The organism is Pseudomonas sp. 65/3-MNA-CIBAN-0223 (assembly GCF_040310425.1).
GTDB classification, from domain to species: domain Bacteria; phylum Pseudomonadota; class Gammaproteobacteria; order Pseudomonadales; family Pseudomonadaceae; genus Aquipseudomonas; species Aquipseudomonas gregormendelii.
The window spans coordinates 213,733-230,986 of the sequence record NZ_JBEOPV010000006.1; the positions used below are offsets into that span (position 1 = coordinate 213,733).

The window sequence follows — 17,254 nt, forward strand, 5'->3', positions numbered from 1 at the left end:
AGCCAGTGTGTTGGCGCTGATTGAAAACTGACCAGCATTTGCATCGGATTTGACCAGCAAGTCACGTGTCCACGACTGGCCGAAACTGACCGATTCTGTTGAACACGTTGGCTACCGGAATCACTCCCCAGTCGGTGAGCTTCTGGGTATTGTGCACGTCCCCCTTCTCTCTGCCATCGGCCTGCTGCGGGACATGCAGGCGGACACGTGCGCGGGCTACTTGAGTGTCTGAAGCTGCTCTTTTGCATAAAGGCTGCTATCGCCCCAGCTCGAAAACCACAGAAATATAACCAATTCCCCAAGACTCCTACAGCAACACCAGCAGTAACTACCCCGACACCGCTCCCAGCATCCGCACCTGTTGCAGTAGTAGCAGTAACAAAAGCAGCTCCAGCACATATACTCAACCTGTTGTGATATTTGGCATGTGTTGAACATCATCCCTGCCAACACTACCGATACCTGCGTTGCTCGCCTCTCGCTGCTTCCCTGTCTGTTTAGCAAATCCGTTTACATAAAAATAGCGCAATGCCATCATCCCCCTTACCCTATAGCCTCATGCAAGGACGTTGAGTGAGCACCCAATTCAAATTCCTGACACTTCCCCAGCGCTCGGGAACCGTTGCAAACGTATTCATCCACGGCTACTCGGCCGGCCACGACATGGAAGACCGCTCCTCCCTGCGCAGGTACATTCCTTCGTCATTACACAACTGCATCAACATCTTCGCCTTCTGGCCATCGGGGCATTGGAGCCAGTTCGACGAATTGTCCACCAAAGGTATTCTGGCGGCCGGCCGATTCAACCTCCTTGCCGGCGTTGGTACCGCAGTCGCCGATCGCGCTCTTCATTTCAACATCAGCCGCAAACGCGCCACCGCCATGGGCAAGACACTGCTCAAGCAACTCGAAGCCTACATTCTCAAGCATCACCCCTACGTGGGGACTGTGAACTTGCTCGGGCACTCGCTCGGTGGACGCGTGGTGATCAGCGCACTGCGCGAGCTGCTAAGCAACCAGGCTCCTGACGGCCTCGAAGTCGGTGACGTACTGTTGATGGCTGCCGCCTCTGAACTCTCGGGGGAAGAAGCCTCTGCAATCGGCAAACGCATCAAGGGCAGCCTGTGCAATGCCTTTTCGAGCGCCGACAATATCCTGCTGTTGAACCTTGACGAAACCAGTGCAGGTCGCAACCCAGTTGATAACTGTAAGAACGTCGAGATGCCCGAATTTGGCCATACGGACTATTGGCCGCGTTTGGAGAGGGTATTGCGAGCTTCACGTTTCCATGGTTATCAAGGCGGCCTACCAGCGTCAACTCAGGCACAGGCAATCTTAAAGAATCCCGATCCGGTTGTGTCCGACCATCTGCTCTACGACCTGCTCGAGCTAACCAGCGACCGAATCCGTAGCCAGGTTGTCAAGCACCTGCGTACCAGTAGTTGGACGAGCTTTGAAACCGACAATTCGTTGTATCTGCTGACCAAGGAGCTGCAATTGCTCGGCGGGCACTGCCTGGTCAATCTGGCCAGGGGTAGCGGGCTCAAGTACGTGCAGATCCTGCTTATGCTCGCAGAGCATTATGACCTGGTAAATGAGTTACACGATTGTGCGCAAGTGATCGAACTGGAGGCACTGCTGATCAGCCAGTTCTTCCAGTCTTCTTTTGGCGAGGGCCACGCGTTCGCTTCGAAGAAGGAAATTCTCCAGCAAGTTGGCGTCATGTCCGAGAAAGGCTACTTCGAACAGGTGGATGCCTTGGCAGCCAGCCTGACGATAACGTCATACTTCTCGACACCTGAAGCGCCTGCGCCGGTGTATCGGGAGACAAGCTCGGTGCTGTCCAAGGCGAACAAAGAACTGGTATTGGCATCCGCATCGATACTGCCATCGCTCAGCGCACTGATACCAACTGTGCACATGAAGACGGCGGTCACCAATTTGAAAAGTGCGGTCAAACCAGGCTACTCGGCATTGATTCCGGCCGTTGCCATACTCTTCTATGCGCGCGTGAAGCTGAATAACGAAGGACTGCTCTAACGCCCACGCTAGTGGGCCTGGCCAGCAACGCTGACCAGGCTCACGCGATCAAACCACCCGATACTCCCCTTCAATCACCGCTTGCGAACTAAACGCCTGGCTCAAATGGGTCTCCAGCTCCGCCAGCTGCGTTTGCCGGTTGCGCAGGTTGTCCAGGCTTTCCTCCTGCTCGACCAGGATCTTCTCAAACGCTTTGATCTGCGGCGCGAAAATTTCCATCACTTTGTCGTGATCTTTGAGCAGCTTCATTGGCTCGGCAAAGTGGCTCTTGACCACTTCGGCGAGGTCATTCTGCAGCTGTTTGAGCTCCGCCTCCGCACGCTGCTGCTGAGCAACGCTGATGATGTCGGTCAGCACCTGGATACCAGCGCCGATCGGCCCTGCCCAGCGGCTGATATTGGCGGCCAGTTTGGTGGCTTCCCAAGGCTTGAACTTATAAACGTAGCCGGTGAGGTTTTTCAGGGTCTCTCGGGCTAGGAACACGCCACTCTTGATGCTTTCGACGGGAATCTTCGACACCGCACTCAACGCCCTGCTCGAGGCCGACAAGGCCGAGGCAGTGATGCTGTCGGCAAAGTCTGACGAGGTATCCAACTGATGCTCGATGCTGGCGCTGATGCCATTCATGATGGTGGAGGACTGGTTGAACGCCGTGCTGAACAGATGGTCGATGCGAAACCGCAATTTCTCGCCGATGTCGTTCTTCGTGAAACCGATTTCCGCCTCAAGAAAGGCGTGAACCTGATCACGGGGCAAGGTGCGAATGCTGTTAAGCAGGTCTTTTTCCAGGTTGCTAAGCTCCTGGTAAAGGTTGCCGACGGTGGCAAGGACTTTGCGCTTGCCCTCATCAATGTCTTCCTGGATGCGCGCCGAGTCGCGACGCTGGTTAGCAGCCAGAAGCTCGAACTTGATCAGTTCATCCTTGGCGATGGCGATCTTCTTGCACAGCACGTCGCGCACGACGTCGATACCAGTCTTCTTGATAAGGGTTTCACGACCGCTGCCGTCCAGCACCCGTTGGGTGACCTGCTTGAGCTCGCTGATGCGCGAACGCTGGTCATACAGGTCCTTTTGCTCAAGCCAGAACTCCAGCCCGCGGCTGTTGGGGTTGGAAGCAACGCAGACCACGTTGATCGCTTCGCGCTCGGCCGGCGACAGGTCAACAAAACGCTGTAGTTTATCCAGCAAGTTGTTCTTCTTGATGCTGCTCTGTTGCTGAAATTCTTCGGCGTCACGCAGGTCTGCCACTTCATCCATCTTGTTGATAACGAAGATAGTCGAGCTGAGCTTATTGAGATCGCGCAATACCCAGCGAACGATGTCCTGATGGCTTTCCTTGAGCGGGTTGGTGGCGTCGACCACGTAGAAAATCAGGTGCGCTTCGGATATGTAGTTCTTGGTGATATCGCCGTACTGGACCAAGGCGCCATTTTCAGCGACTTTTTCCTTATCACCGAAAAGACCGGGGGTATCGACGATTTCGCAGCGGTCCTGGAGGTTATCAGGACGGTAGATCGCCAGAGCGTCGGAAGACTCGTTGGTGTCGATTTTCATGTCCTTCATGACTTGGCCCAGCCAGCCGGCAACCACGCTGGTCTTGCCGTCAGAGAACGCACCCAGAAGGGCAATGCGCAAGGCATCGGCCTGGACATCACCAATAGCCTTTTTGATCTTGTCGATGTCCTGGGTCACGTCCAGCCCCAGTTTTTCAAGCGCACCAACAAGGTTCTGGAGGTTGTCGAGCGACTTGATGACCTCGGTTTTGCTGGCGTTGAACTGCTTAAATTGTTCCATAGGGTTTGGCTTCCACTTCGTTTTTCAGCGCCTGGATAGAGGCAATTTTTTCATCGAACAAGGCACCGACGTCGGCCATCTTGTGACGTTCGTCATCCAACTGGTTCAGGGTCGAGCCCTCAATCTGCGCCTTGATTTTCGCCAGCATGGCCTGGGTGTCCTGATCGAATGTCTTCTCGCTGGCAACGCGTTCTTTCTTGATGGCCTCGGTGACATTGGCTTGCGCCTCGGCGATCTTCTTACTGCGCCCGCCAAAGAAGTAGCTCAGGCCTGCGGCAATTACTCCAACGATACCGCCAATAACCGCGCCGACAATGTTACCCACCACGGGGAAGAACGAGCCGAGCGCGAAACCACTCATGGCATAACCACCGACACTCAGCAGCAAGCCGCCGACATCGGAAAAATTGAAGCTGATTGCATCCATAGCGCTGGAAAGCGAGAGTGAATTGCTGGCCGCGGCACTCAAGCGCTGTTGAAAGCTGACCCGCTCGGCGTTTTCCTGCAGACGCTTGAGCGCCCGTTCAATACTTTGCGACAGTTGCTCAAGCAGTTGCTCCTGGCTCTTTGCCAGGTTTTTCGCAAGCTGCTGCTGGCCAGCACTGACGTGCTCCTGGATCACCCGCTCCACATCATCTTTATCACTGAAGTGCTCTTCGACAGCTGCCCGTGCCGCACTTGTCAGTTCATTGAAAAAGATACCGAGGGCGTTGCTGCGCTGTTTGGTGAAACTGCTTTTCAGCTCTTCAAAACTGAGCCGAATAGCTTTCTGGCACTCCAGAATCTCTGCACCGATCTTGTCGGTAAACGCCTGGTGTTCGTCCCGTTGCTTCTTCAGATCATTGACGGTGTCTTGCAGTAGGCGCAGCACTTTGCGCTTGTTGCTTTCGACGATGTCGACTTCGAAGTTGGCGCAGCCATCACCAATGACCTGGTGCAACTGGTCCAGCTGGCTGAAGCTGCGCATGGCTTGTTGGCTGACAAAGTCCTGCTTATAGGCACGTTGCGATTTCAGCAGGTCAGCCCGGCCGGAATGGATACTGGTCAGGCCTCGCTCGTCGAACGCTACGCCGGTAAAGCCCAGCAACCCTTGCAGGCTTTGGCAACCACTAACCAGTTCAGCACCGAGAATATCTTCCAGCACTCCCCGGGTCTGTTCGCGAATGGCGTTCGCGTCTTTATGGGTTCGATCAAGCGACTCGCGGTCCCTATAGAACTCATAGGAGTCCGCCTTGCCGCGCAAATTGCAGATGGCGTAAACCTTGGCATCACGGTTGAGGTAATGCTTGATCTTCTGAGCGGTCTCGGCCTCCGGTTTCTTATTGGTGCCGTTTACATAAAACACCAGGTGGGCCTTGGCAATGGCGGCCTGGACCATCGATTCATACTTGGATTCGTTACCCTCGATACCGGGCACGTCTATCAGGTGGAAGTTCTTGCCCTGGTGGCTGAACTCATAGATCACATTGTCCTGTGTGAAATCCGCCTGGCCGGTACCGACGATTTCGCCGTCGACCTGTCCTGCACAGCGCTGCAGGCGCTCCAGTTCTTTCTGTTGTTTCAGCAGGGTTGGCAGCCTGTCGCTGACCAACTCGCTCAAGGAATGTTGTTCGCGCATGGGTGGGTCCGGATTCGACTAAAGAGAGATAAGTGCTGAGCGAAAAGCCTTGGCCTCACAGCAACTGGGCATAGCCCAGCGCTCCCGCGATGACACCGATCGCCGCCCCCACTACCAACCCGAGCACCAATTGCACCTTCGCGCGCTGCTCCAGCGAAATGCGCGTTGCCTCGCCCTCACGTTGGCATTCAATCAATTTCGATTGGCAAGCCTGCAGCTGAGTGCCCTGCTCCGTCAGCTGTTGCTGACTACGTTGGAAGTCGCTGCGCACACCTTGTAGCTGCAGTCCGACTTGCTGCAGTTCACCCTGCACCTGGCCGAGAGTCATCTGGCTTTCACCCAGACGCGCTTCGGATCGCTGCAGCGCCTGACGAGTACTATCGAGGTCTATCAGGGTATGGCTCAGCCGCTCCTTGCCGTAGTTGTACTCCTGCTGAGTATGTTCGAGCTGTTGGCGAGTGCTTTGCAGGTCGCGCTGGGTCTGGTTGACCAAGGCGCCGATGTCGTCTCCCAGCGCTGCAATGTCCTCGCAGAAGCTGACATAACGAGTGCTGAGTTCGTCGATTAGCGCGTCGCTTTTCTCCGAGAACACCGCCTGGATATCGCTGACAGTGGCCTGGTTTCTCTCGATAAGTGCCTGACGCTTCTTTTCTTCAAACAGAATTCGCAGACTTTCGATGATCGTGCTTTTCCCTGCGTTGGTTTCGCCGAAGAAAGCAATGGTGAAGTTGTCCCATTCGGCATGCTTCTCGAGATAAGAAATCTCGGAGTCAAACCGAGACTTCATTTCGCCGAGCTTACCCTTGACGTTGACGAGGTGCGCATTTCCCTTGTCATTGCTCACATCCAGCCTGGAGACATCATCCAGTGCCGTGGCAATATCACTCGCCACCCGAGCGTAAAGCTTGGAGAAATCCTGTGCCTTACTCATATCGTTCCTTATTAGTTCCCAACTGCACTGAACATCAAGGTGGCTAAATTGCATTTAGCCACTATTGCTGTCAAGTTCATCGACGGTGTAGTACACGATCAATCTGGCAATCGCCTGCCGAGCAATACTTTTGCAGGATCTAGCCTCCAGCTCCTGACTGGTTTCTGCCGCATTGGCAAAATCACCCACCAGATAAATACGGTTCGAATCTCAGCTCTGCATATGGGTGAGACTCCCTCTCCGTGGCATCAACTTCATCCACGATTCAGAATCGCCGTCGCGCCAGAAACTCTGCTATCGCTCCCTCAAACCATCCTGCAGCCCGCATCCTCGGTGCCTTGCTCCCACACTTCGGACACCGGTCAAACCGCTCCCCCGGCCTCAATGCGTCACTGCGCGGCGCCACTGTTTTCGTCCAACCGCACTCTTCACACTCATACGTAAAGGGCCTGGGTTTCATTGGCATTTCTGCTCTCTTAAGTACTTGTCCGAATTCAGTACCATCAGCTCTCTCAGCTACCGGGATATGCCAGTTCGATCTGCTGATCAAACTCTCCGCCATACCCACAATACTCACGAGGAATGCGCTCAATATCCTCGGCAATTTGCACAATCACTTCGCGCAGCTCCAATTGTTCGAACCACCGAGCAGGAATCGCTGCAGCACCATACTGAACACCCAACAAGTGCCCGGCGATGAGCCCGGTACTGTCGCTATCGCCACTATGATTCACCGCCGTGATTACGCCTTCTTCGAACGAAGGCGCTGCCAGGGCACACCACAATCCGATAGCCAGCGTTTCTTCGGCGACCCATCCGCCACCGAGCTCGCCTATTCGTTGCGGAGTGGGCTGGTAGCCCTCGTAAAAGAAGAAAAGTACGCGCTCAATGAGGCTCCGTATTTCTTCCATACCGGGCACTTGTCCATATTGGGCCAGGCTCTGAGTGACTGCGTGTTCCAGGCTGTCTTGCCGATCGACAATGCGCTGGAGAATATCGGCGAACAGCCCGGCCGCCAGGTAGCCCGTAGGGTGTCCGTGAGTCAGGCGGCCGGACTGGACTGCGTAGTCAAAGGCGTTTGCAAAAAAGGCGCAAGGCGCAACGCGCATCAAGGCGCCACAGCCTTTACTGTAGTTCTCGGCAACTGCTCCCAGCCGCGGACTGGCCTTGAGTGCACCTAGGCAAGTAGTGCCAGGGGCGCGCCGAGACCAGAGTTCCGATTGCTTGATCAGCCAGCCGTCCACGCTGATCGGCATCGCCGTAGGGTAGTCTTGGGTTATCAGCCAGCGCAGCAACGCATGATGAATAATGCTGGGGATGTGGCAAGTCCCTCGTGAGCTGCTGTGCACATAAGCCCGCAGCAAGCCCTCTGCGGTGAAAAGCATCATCTGAGTGTCGTCGGTGATGGCGCCGGTGGTACCGAAAGCAGAGGCAAAATCAATGATACCTTGTGAACCGAACTTAGCTTCAATAGCTGACCATTCGAGAAACTCCACTGGGGCGCCTAGCGCATCACCGACGGCGCCGCCGAGCAGGCAACCCTTGATCCGTTCAAGTCTGTTCATATCCTTTCCTCATCCTTCTGCAGGGATCAATTCCTGCAAAATCACCAGCTTTCTCTGCAACTGCTGGACGTGCTCTTTCTCGGCTCGCAACGCTGAACGCAGTTCGCGGTTTTCCATTTCCCAGATCCGCGCCCAGCGCACACTCTTCTGGCAGCCCAGAGTCATCTGCCAGAGCTCATGCAGCCGCAGACACTGATGCAGAAGCACCAGCAGGATTGCCCCATCATCACCAATGCACCCGTCGAAACCGCTTCCGACATACTCATCTCCACTTCCTTTCATGACTTCAATACATTTTGAAGACAGACACACGATATGTAGTGTTTAACGACAGGTCTAGAATGTAGACTTATACAGGTAAAGTATTCGCGCACATGGAGAGGGTATGAAACGCAAGCAGTCCATCGAACAGGTCCGCTAGGATCTGGCACTTCGCTATCGTTTGATTGAGACCGTTGCCTGGTGGGAGGGCCGGTTGACCACGGGACACTTGATGCAGAGCTTCGGCATCAGCCGTCAGCAGGCGTCCAAGGACATCAACACCTACATCACAGAACATGCGCCTAAAAATCTTACATATGACAAAAAAATAAAAGGCTACGTGCCCAGCAAGACGTTCACGCCGCTGTTCATCGACGACAGCGCCAGCGCCTATTTGCACCTGCTTTACCAGAACAACGAACGCGCCCCGCACATCGATGGGCTCGCCCTGGCCTACGCCCACACCAAGGTGCTCGAAGTCCCTGATCGTCCGATTCGGCCGGAAGTCCTGCGCCCATTGCTCAAGGCTTGTCGCGATGGCCTGCGCCTCGAAACCGAGTACGTGTCGCTCAATACCCCGAACGTGGAGATTCGCCTCATAACCCCTCACACGCTGGTCTATACCGGTATGCGCTGGCATGTGCGGGCTTACTGTGAAAAAAACGGCCAGTACCGCGACTTTGTACTCAGCCGTCTACGGGGCCAGCCGGATTTGCTCGACGAATCGCCGAACACTCGTAAGCTGGATGAAGACTGGAATACCGAGATCCCCGTCATCTTTGCAGCCGATGGGCGATTGAACGCAGCGCAGAAGTCAATCATCGAAACCGACTTCGGCATGGTTGATGGCCAGCTAGTGGTTCCCAGTCGCAGGGCGCTGGTGAAGTATGTATTGCAACGCTATCAGATCGACCCCAGAAACCTGACCACTAATCCTGAAGCGCAACAAATAGTGGTGACCAATCTCAAGGAACTGAAGCCTTGGCTTATGAATGGTTGACGCTCAAGTGGTGGATGGCGTGGACTTCCACGCCGGGAATCCGGACCCCTTCTCACTGTTGACTGAGATTCGCACTTGCAGTCTGACACTCAAGATCCCGAGGTGAGGAGAGTCCATCCCGTTGCTTCTGATTCATCACCAGCAAGGACTGCGCATCAGTATGCCAGCCTCTTTCGACACGGCATCATCGCCATTCCACCCCTGACCCGAGCGCGACACATTACGACGCACCTTGGCCTCATGATCATGTCTCGCCAGTATCAGGAGTAGTCGCCGTGCCCATCCCGCGTTCGCTGAATCGCAGTAATGTACGTAGTTCCGGCCCCCATAACGCGGACACCTGCGCCCTGACCCTGAAGTGGTCGTTCATGATGATGCTCGATCTTGGCGGGCATCGGAATCTTATCCAGCGCCATGGCTTTAACGATGACGAACTGGCCATCGAACTGGGCCTGCAAGCGCTGATCGATGAAGAGGATTTCCACCCACGCCAGGCGCTCTTGCGCTTGAAGGGCGAACGCAAGCTGTTTGATGAGACGTTCACCACCTACGATTACCCCGACATGCTGGAAGAAAATCTCGAGGCGCTGGGAGAGTTGCTCGAACTTGATGCGGCGGAACTGCGCATTCTCGGTTTTTGTGTCCTGATGCATACCGATCCGACGCTCACCAACGCTGCCGACGAGCTGGGAATGCTCGGTTTCAACCGCATGCTCGCTGTGCTCAGCACCCTGTTGGATATTCCACAGCTGCAACTGACACGGTATCTGAGCAACTACGGTCAACTGGTCCGGGCGGGGCTGCTTGAAGTCAATACCCTGTCCTGCTCGGTCACCACCCTGAGCAGCCGCTTGAGCGTGGGTAATTCTGATTTGCCGGGATTGATGCGTTTCAATCAGGACGAGCCCATCGAGTTGTTCAAGTATGCGTTCAGGCTTAGCCCGCCGGGTGAGCTCGGGCTCGATAAATACGAACACCTGCGTCAGCACGTAGATATCGCCCAAGCCTACCTGGCCAAGGCATTGGTCGAAGGCCGAAGCGGGGTGAACATTCTGCTTTATGGCCCGCCGGGTACGGGTAAGACACAGTTGAGCCGCCTGCTCGCCAAAACACTGAATACCGATCTGTATGAGATCGCCTGCACCGACAGTGACGGCGATCCGGTCAGTGCCAGCCAGCGCTTGTGCGCATTGCGCTCGGCTATGAGCGTCTTGCATTCGCACAAATCGCTGCTGGTCCTGGATGAAATCGAAGACATTTTCGATAGCCCCACGCCCATGGGTATGGGTGCCCGCAGCAAGGCACAGAAAGGCTGGATCAATCGGATGCTCGAAGAAAACGCCCTGCCCTGCTTCTGGCTGAGCAACAGTGTCGAGTCGCTGGATGCGGCGCACATTCGCCGCTTTGATCTGGTCATCAACCTGCCAAACCCGCCTCGGGCACAACGCGAGCAAATCATTAGGGACTGCAGCGCCGACAAACTGGGCGATGAGCTTGTGGAGAAACTTATCGATCATGAACATGCAACACCGGCAGTGATCACTCGCGCGGTTCGCATCGCCCGCAGCCTGAATCCCCGCGCCGGCAAAAAGCTTGATGCAACGGTCGAATGCCTGGTCGACAGCACACTCAAAGCCCAGGGTTTTGGCAAGTTGGAGGGCGCACAGGGCCAGCGATTGCCGAGCTTTTACTCGCCGGAACTGATCAACACCGATGTACCGCTCGATGGTCTGGTCGAAGGTTTACGGAAGCACGCTGAAGCACGCTTATGTTTCTACGGGCCTCCTGGCACTGGCAAAACCGCCTTCGGCTGTTGGTTGGCACAGGAACTGGACAGGCCGCTGATGCTGCAACGGGTATCTGATCTTGTTTCCCCGTATGTGGGCCAGACCGAACAGAATCTTGCCGAAGCTTTTGCACAGGCCACTCAGGACGGCGCGGTACTGCTCCTCGATGAAGTCGACAGCTTTTTGCAGGATCGACGCAAGGCAAAGCAAAGCTGGGAAGTGACAGCGGTAAACGAAATGCTCACCCAGATGGAAAGCTATCGTGGCCTGTTCATTGCCTCAACGAACCTGATCCGTGATCTGGACGAAGCATCGCTGCGCCGCTTCGACATGAAAATCTACTTTGGTTACCTGGACCAACCCCAGGTACAGCAGCTATTCAGCACCCACTTGCAGGCACTTAAACTCAAGGACCCCACCAGGACGGCAAGTCTGCGGCTGAGAAGCGAACAGCAATTGACCCCAGGCGACTTTGCCTCTGTGGCCAGGCAAGCGCGCTTCAAACCCTTCACCAATGCGAACGAGTTGGCCAGCGCGCTCATCGCTGAAACCCGCCTCAAAACTGCCGGGAAGCAGAGACCTATAGGGTTCGTACACTAATAACGGACGTTTGGACGGGTGTTGACTGGCTTAGTGCCATCCATCACCCTTGTCGCCATGCCGAGCTTAAGTACTACACAAGGAAGCCTGTCTTGCCCTCTGCCAAAGCCCAATCCACCGTCAGCCGTCAGTGGGAATTGCTTCGCCAGTTGCCGTCCAGATCACCCGGAATCACCACCGCCGAACTCGCCACGCGCCTACACTTATCGGGTTATAAAATCAGCCGGCGTACGATTGAACGCGACCTGATCGATCTGTCGCTGATGTTCCCCCTGCAATGCAATGACGCAAGCGCGCCTTACGGTTGGTACTGGCAACCCGGTGTCAGCGTCGAATTGCAGGGAGTTACCCTGACCGAGGCGTTGAGCCTGGCTCTAGTCGAAGACGCAATCCGCCCACTGCTGCCTAACAGCATGCTCAGAGTGCTGGAGCCTCGTTTCAACCACGCGCGACAAAAACTCAAGTCATTGGGCGAGGAGAATCAAGCCGCACGCTGGCTGGATAAAGTAGCCAGCGTGCGCCCCGACTTGAACCTGCAAGCGCCGGAAATTCCAGAGGAAATTCTGGAGACGTTGCAACAGGCCTTGCTGGAGGAGAAACAGTTGCAATGTCAGTACTACTCCGCACACTCCGACAAAGTCAGCCAACTGAAACTCAATCCGCTGGCCCTGGTGCAACGTGGATTGATCACTTACCTGATCGGCACCGCCGACTCTTACACCGATGTGCGCCAGTACGCAGTCCATCGATTCCGCGAATTGTCCCTCTTGGAGTCCCCAACGCAGGGACTGAAGGATTTCAATCTACAGGCCTACTTGCATGGCGATGCGCTGCAGTTCGGCAATACAGAAAGAATCGCCTTCCAGGCTTGGCTAAGTGAAAAGCAAGCTCGCCTGCTGCGAGAAACGCCGCTGAGCGCAGATATGGCGCTAACCGACCTTGGCAATGGCGTTGGCTATCGCGTCACAGCAACGATCAGCGATAGCTGGCAACTGCAGTGGTGGATCTTGTCGCTGGGCGATGCGCTAGTGGTTGAAATGCCGCTGAACCTACGCGAGCAAATTGCGCAAAAGCTGAGGAATGCTGCGGCTGGGTATGAGTGAGAGTGGAACCATGCAGGCTGAAAATAGACGGTAATCGGAATCTCATCATCACGGTTTTATCAGCATCGCCCAATAAATAAGGACTTTAAATGACAGACTCCCTTGAATTCACTCCGAATCTCCGTCGGCCGAAAAAAATTGCACTGCTATTTGTCGTTGATATGTGGGGTATTGAGGGCCCATATGCTGACGGTAATTGGCATAAGTTGATCCATCAGGCAGCCCGTAGCTGGATAACGGAAAACCCCGATCAAGAGCCTGCCACATTATGGTCGGTCGTACGGCCGTGCGACTTTTTCGAAAATGGAACCTCGTGTTATATGACCTGTAGCACCAAGTTACCGGACATTTTTTTTGACAAACTCAATTCATACATGGCTCAGTACTGTGGCCCCCATGTCACAGTGGCTGAGGTCGATTTCGATCTACCATTCAACAGCATCGAAGGGTGGCGCGCCTACCTTCACTTTGAGCAAGGTCAAATCTGGGAACAGTCAGACGCAATCAGTTGGCGTGCATTGGACTAGGGAGCTCACACAAAGCATGCGTAGGGATGCCCGCTTCGGGCAGTTCGCTGCCAATCATGGTTACGAGGCGTGCTACCCCGGCCCACCAAATCCGAAGCAAGACAAAACCCGCCCAGTGCGGGTTTTGTTGCATCTGGGGGGTCGGTAAAACCGGATACCCGCCCCCCTTGGAGAAGCCAATGCGCCAAGCCCTCCTGATCATCGACGTGCAGCCCAGCTTCAACCCTCCCAAATGGCTCATCGACAGAATCCGCCCATTGCTCGGCACCTGCCCAACGTCGCCACCGTCGAATGCAACGACGAATCCAGAACGCCTTTCCAGAAACAACTTGGCTGGCACCCCGCTCCAGACGACGACAGCCTGATCGAGGTCGACCGTATCTTGATCAAGCACGGTTACGCACCGTCGCCGGAAACCATCGAGTATTTGCAAAGCCTGAAAATGGAACGGGTACCAACCCACTCACCTGCTGTGCCTGGACCCGCTCAGCGAAGCACCCAAGGCATCACTGTGGAATGCGGTCATCGCCGTTTATGACGAAGAAGGAAAAGCGGTGCGCAGCGGCACCTACTCCTGCGATCAGTGGGCATGGACGGCCAGGTATCGCCCTGTAAGTTGGGTCAGTTGTTGACGCTCTGCCTGGAGCGCTAATGCACACTACCCAAGCCTCGGGCCTCAAGGATCAAGCGGTCGAGCATTGCGAGCATGTCGTCGACATCAATTTCCTGAAAGCTGCCATTCGCCTCCTGCTCTAGGATCATGGCGGCGAATTCGTCGCTGTACTCGACCACTGGTTCAGCTTCAACCTGCGAGGGTAACGGGTCATCCGCGTGACTGTCAGTTTCATCGTTACACATCACTAACCTCGCACCGAGATCGGACTTCAGCTGAACGGTCGCAACAGCTTGGCCTTGAAGATTTCCAGCCCCGTAGCAGGCCGAAAACCAGTCTCTGCCCTCACGCAGCGCGTCGCTGGGTGGCACCGTTGTCTTATGCCAGTGGCATTGGGGGCAGGTGAACGTGAAAGGACGGGGTGGCCAGGGCATAGAGATACACCAGTCAGTAGTAGAAAAATTGGAATAGTCGTCAGGCCGAATCACCGGCGCGCCTGTCCAGCTCCTGTTTCATCTCGTTGTATTCACAGAAGAACTCATAGCCCTTCTTTACAACGACGATGACGCCAATAATTGCGAACAGGTTTTTCATGCTACGGTCCCTTATGGTTGGCTGATGAGGCAAGCATGAGGGAGCAGTGCGACAAGACGTGTCGTGATCGGATGCGCCGTCGGCATTCTGGTGACTACTGCACCCTGCGCGCACTACTCCTGCAAGAGCGCATTGACCAATCGATAAGCCTCAGGCAACGCCATCTTCCCGCCTTCCACCGCCTCAATCAGCCGCAGAGCCTTATCTGCGCTGATGACATCTTTCTCGATCACCTCTCGAAGTGACGAAATAAATCCGGACTTATCCGCCAGCGTGACAGCCCCCATACGCTCTTTGGCCTCCATCTCAGCCAACCGCTCCTGATAGACCAGCAACAACTCCTGCTTGCGACCCTCTGACATAGCACCGCCGCGAATCCAGCGCGAGACTCCGTAGACCAGAACGCCACCGGCTGCCGCAGCGCCTAGTGTCCAGCCAAGCGGCGTCGCCGCTACGGCAGTGACTCCAACCCAACCGGCGGCTGTGGTGAGGACCGGAATACTTGTCGCACCCGCTATACCCGCCACAGTGCTTGCCGCGGCGGCGCCGAGGCCAATACCGAGCGTGCTGATGCCCACGTCCCCCAGGATGCGTACACGATCGTGAGGCGAGCGTTCAAGCTCATTGATGACCTTGAGCAGCTGCTTTTTGCTGACCTTCGGCGGCCGACTCATGATGTTTTCGCCGAGACAAATTCAGCCATGATGATCTGGAGCGTCTCAATGAACAGATCAAAGTACGCCCGGGCGATCTCGATCAGGTTCTGTGGGAGCTCCTCCAGGCTCTCCCTTCTGCCGTTCCCGTCCGGATGCTTATCGCATTGATGGCCGGTGGCCGCGATCATCAGGCCAAGCAATGCCCCCAAGGGCGCCAATATCGAACCGAGCAACGGAGTCGCGGCAACCAGCGAAGCGATAGCGGCGCCCAACAAGGTGCCAATGGCCAAGTTCTTATGCGCTGTAATGAATTCGCGCAACTTCATCACGATCAGCTTGCCGATCGAGACAATCTTGTTACCTATGCGCTGTGTTACGTTAACCAGCTCTTTGAGCCGTACGGCGATTTCTGGCGACAGACCGCATTCCCGCAACCAGATATAAAGATCGCTGCTGGCCATGGAATCACTTTCGGCTTGCATGAGTGCAAGCTCAAACTCCGCTTGAGCCATTGAAATGATTTTCGTCATCGCTCTTCCTTTTTCAGTGTTACGTAAATTTCAGTTCAGTAGCTCAGGATTGCGGCCATAGGAAGCTCCGCTGAGTCTGAATCTGTGCAGCTCTTTACAAAGGGTTTTAACACCGCCTGCAATCCATTGTGTTCAACGCTCAGCACCGCGACGCCAACACCATTGGCTTTCTGGTATGTCATCGTTTCCAACAACGGAGCACCTCCTGCGCGAGGCACCAGCAAGATCGATAAATCCGGTTTGCATCCCTTCCAGCGCAAGCAGTCGCGGTACAAGTGCGCAGACACCATGCCCTCCAGCACCCACTTGCGCTCAACCCGGTACTTGGCGTCCATCACAATGAACGAGCTCCCCGCCGGGCTTTCCACGGTGACAATAATGTCGGGGTAGCGCTCACCGGAAATGCTGGAAAAACCGTTGCTGGCTGGCTGGTCGAACGCTGGGCAACGTACCTGGAGTAAGACATTGACCTGTGTGTCGGTACTCCGTCCTTCACAACGTACGACGTCCATGCGTGAACCGGGCCAAAGATCACGCCACTGCAGGTCTGGATAAATCGACTTCATCATGGCCACCACCTGGAGGTAGCACCAACGCTCGTATATCTCCCACGTCGGGCTGATCCACAAGCGCTCTCCCTCGCTACTGCCGTCAATACCAGGACGCAGCACGTACCATCCATGGCGATAAGCCCGAGCGTAAGCGGGATGAGCGGAAATCGCGTTGAGCCCGGCAGCAGAAATTCGAGGCTGACGCAGGGAACAGAACGGTTCCTTGCGTTGAATCCTACGAAGGTCACTGTGCAAGCCTTCGAGGAACTCAATCCGCCGTCCAAGCCGAGGGGTCAACGCGGAGCGAGCACCCGTGTTGCCCTCCCCCTCAATGATCTTCTGCAACGCGGCAATGACGTGACGGCTACGTCGCAGGGTTTCGCCAAGGACAACAGCCAACGCCTGATTGGCTGGATTATCTAGGTCTTCGAACACAGTAGGCACATCAAAGTGCAACACCTCACCGCTGGCATTGGCCTGTTCGAAGTTATAGAGAAGCGCCGTCGCCGCAGGGTCTTGCAAGGCGCGGCGAAGGGTCTGGCGATCAATACGACGCAATCGGTGCGCTGGCCGCAATGTGCGTTCTCGGTGCAACCGGGTCAGCGGCTTGCGCAAGACTTCGGTAAACGCCGACAACAACGCCGGACCATAACGTTTCAGCCGGGCATATTGTAGATGCGGGTTGCTCGTTCGACCTTCACGACCCACCTCTAACTGGGCGTATTCGTTGCCCAACAGCAAACGTGTATCGAAGGCAAGGAGTTCGTCGAGCATCGCGGCAAACGAAACCTCGCCGAGCTTGTTTTGATCCGGAGCCACATCAAAGTGGTAGGTCGCTACGACTTTGCCGCTGGTATCAACCAACTCAGCGATGACTTTGCCCGCATAAAAACCCGGTTCCCATCGCCACGCATCAAATGCCTCATGGCGCGAGCTCTCCAACGGCTCATCATCAACAAACAAGCGCGATTCGGGGACAATTTCGAAATAATAAGTGCCGCGCTCCATGAACCCCGAAACCAACGCTTCGGGACTGACCGTGAACGTGCTGCCTTGTTTATCGATGCATCGGATAATCGCCATG

Annotated in this window: 12 protein-coding genes and 2 pseudogenes; 5 read left to right on the forward strand and 9 right to left on the reverse strand. The window is 55.5% G+C overall.

The window, feature by feature from the left end; all coding sequences use genetic code 11:
* The first annotated feature begins 573 nt into the window (after positions 1 to 573).
* A complete protein-coding gene (locus AAEZ09_RS09130; protein WP_350599133.1) occupies positions 574 to 2,040 on the forward strand; it encodes a DUF726 domain-containing protein in 1,467 nt (488 codons plus the stop codon).
* A gap of 48 nt (positions 2,041 to 2,088) precedes the next feature.
* Here the strand turns inward: AAEZ09_RS09130 and AAEZ09_RS09135 are convergent, their stop codons facing one another.
* The 5 genes and pseudogenes from AAEZ09_RS09135 to AAEZ09_RS09155 form a co-directional block, all read right to left on the reverse strand.
* Positions 2,089 to 3,834: a LeoA/HP0731 family dynamin-like GTPase gene (locus tag AAEZ09_RS09135; protein WP_350599136.1), complete on the reverse strand. Its 1,746-nt coding sequence runs from the start codon at positions 3,832 to 3,834 to the stop codon at positions 2,089 to 2,091.
* Positions 3,821 to 5,452 (reverse strand): GTPase, encoded by a 1,632-nt coding sequence (locus tag AAEZ09_RS09140; protein WP_350599137.1) that lies wholly within the window; start codon positions 5,450 to 5,452, stop codon positions 3,821 to 3,823. Before AAEZ09_RS09140 ends, AAEZ09_RS09135 begins: the two co-directional genes overlap by 14 nt.
* A gap of 55 nt (positions 5,453 to 5,507) precedes the next feature.
* Complete coding sequence (locus AAEZ09_RS09145; protein WP_350599138.1) at positions 5,508 to 6,383, reverse strand: putative GTPase; 876 nt, start codon at positions 6,381 to 6,383, stop codon at positions 5,508 to 5,510.
* 512 nt (positions 6,384 to 6,895) lie between these two features.
* Positions 6,896 to 7,948 (reverse strand): ADP-ribosylglycohydrolase family protein, encoded by a 1,053-nt coding sequence (locus AAEZ09_RS09150; RefSeq protein WP_350599141.1) that lies wholly within the window; start codon positions 7,946 to 7,948, stop codon positions 6,896 to 6,898.
* 9 nt (positions 7,949 to 7,957) lie between these two features.
* Positions 7,958 to 8,214: pseudogene (locus AAEZ09_RS09155) on the reverse strand (hypothetical protein).
* A gap of 158 nt (positions 8,215 to 8,372) precedes the next feature.
* Between AAEZ09_RS09155 and AAEZ09_RS09160 the strand changes: the two are divergent.
* From AAEZ09_RS09160 to AAEZ09_RS09175, 4 genes and pseudogenes are all read left to right on the forward strand, one after another.
* Positions 8,373 to 9,209: a BrxR family helix-turn-helix transcriptional regulator gene (locus AAEZ09_RS09160; protein WP_350599262.1), complete on the forward strand. Its 837-nt coding sequence runs from the start codon at positions 8,373 to 8,375 to the stop codon at positions 9,207 to 9,209.
* A gap of 275 nt (positions 9,210 to 9,484) precedes the next feature.
* Positions 9,485 to 11,596, forward strand: coding sequence for an AAA family ATPase (locus AAEZ09_RS09165; protein ID WP_350599142.1), 2,112 nt, complete (start codon positions 9,485 to 9,487; stop codon positions 11,594 to 11,596).
* A 92-nt stretch (positions 11,597 to 11,688) separates the two neighbouring features.
* On the forward strand, positions 11,689 to 12,699 hold the full coding sequence (locus AAEZ09_RS09170; RefSeq protein ID WP_350599144.1) for a helix-turn-helix transcriptional regulator: 1,011 nt from the start codon (positions 11,689 to 11,691) through the stop codon (positions 12,697 to 12,699).
* A 706-nt stretch (positions 12,700 to 13,405) separates the two neighbouring features.
* Positions 13,406 to 13,680: pseudogene (locus AAEZ09_RS09175) on the forward strand (hydrolase); the annotation flags it as partial.
* Between the two features lie 194 nt (positions 13,681 to 13,874).
* Here AAEZ09_RS09175 and AAEZ09_RS09180 read toward each other — a convergent pair.
* The 4 genes from AAEZ09_RS09180 to AAEZ09_RS09195 all read right to left on the reverse strand — a co-directional run bounded on the left by AAEZ09_RS09180 (position 13,875) and on the right by AAEZ09_RS09195 (position 17,253).
* Positions 13,875 to 14,084, reverse strand: a complete 210-nt coding sequence (locus AAEZ09_RS09180) for a hypothetical protein (RefSeq protein ID WP_350599145.1) — start codon at positions 14,082 to 14,084, stop codon at positions 13,875 to 13,877.
* 462 nt (positions 14,085 to 14,546) lie between these two features.
* Positions 14,547 to 15,107 carry a hypothetical protein gene (locus AAEZ09_RS09185; RefSeq protein WP_350599148.1) on the reverse strand — a complete coding sequence of 187 codons (561 nt, stop codon included), beginning with the start codon at positions 15,105 to 15,107 and terminating at the stop codon, positions 14,547 to 14,549.
* Complete coding sequence (locus AAEZ09_RS09190; protein ID WP_350599150.1) at positions 15,104 to 15,619, reverse strand: hypothetical protein; 516 nt, start codon at positions 15,617 to 15,619, stop codon at positions 15,104 to 15,106. The genes AAEZ09_RS09185 and AAEZ09_RS09190 overlap by 4 nt, the downstream gene beginning before the upstream one ends.
* A gap of 35 nt (positions 15,620 to 15,654) precedes the next feature.
* Positions 15,655 to 17,253 (reverse strand): DUF2357 domain-containing protein, encoded by a 1,599-nt coding sequence (locus tag AAEZ09_RS09195; protein ID WP_350599151.1) that lies wholly within the window; start codon positions 17,251 to 17,253, stop codon positions 15,655 to 15,657.
* Position 17,254 lies beyond the last annotated feature (1 nt).

Coding starts and splice junctions, on each gene's coding strand:
- AAEZ09_RS09135 (WP_350599136.1), bottom strand. CDS start 3,834: ATGGAACAATTTAAGCAGTTCAACGCCAGCAAAACCGAGGTCATCAAG.
- AAEZ09_RS09140 (WP_350599137.1), bottom strand. CDS start 5,452: ATGCGCGAACAACATTCCTTGAGCGAGTTGGTCAGCGACAGGCTGCCA.
- AAEZ09_RS09145 (WP_350599138.1), bottom strand. CDS start 6,383: ATGAGTAAGGCACAGGATTTCTCCAAGCTTTACGCTCGGGTGGCGAGT.
- AAEZ09_RS09150 (WP_350599141.1), bottom strand. CDS start 7,948: ATGAACAGACTTGAACGGATCAAGGGTTGCCTGCTCGGCGGCGCCGTC.
- AAEZ09_RS09180 (WP_350599145.1), bottom strand. CDS start 14,084: ATGTGTAACGATGAAACTGACAGTCACGCGGATGACCCGTTACCCTCG.
- AAEZ09_RS09185 (WP_350599148.1), bottom strand. CDS start 15,107: ATGAGTCGGCCGCCGAAGGTCAGCAAAAAGCAGCTGCTCAAGGTCATC.
- AAEZ09_RS09190 (WP_350599150.1), bottom strand. CDS start 15,619: ATGACGAAAATCATTTCAATGGCTCAAGCGGAGTTTGAGCTTGCACTC.
- AAEZ09_RS09195 (WP_350599151.1), bottom strand. CDS start 17,253: ATGGCGATTATCCGATGCATCGATAAACAAGGCAGCACGTTCACGGTC.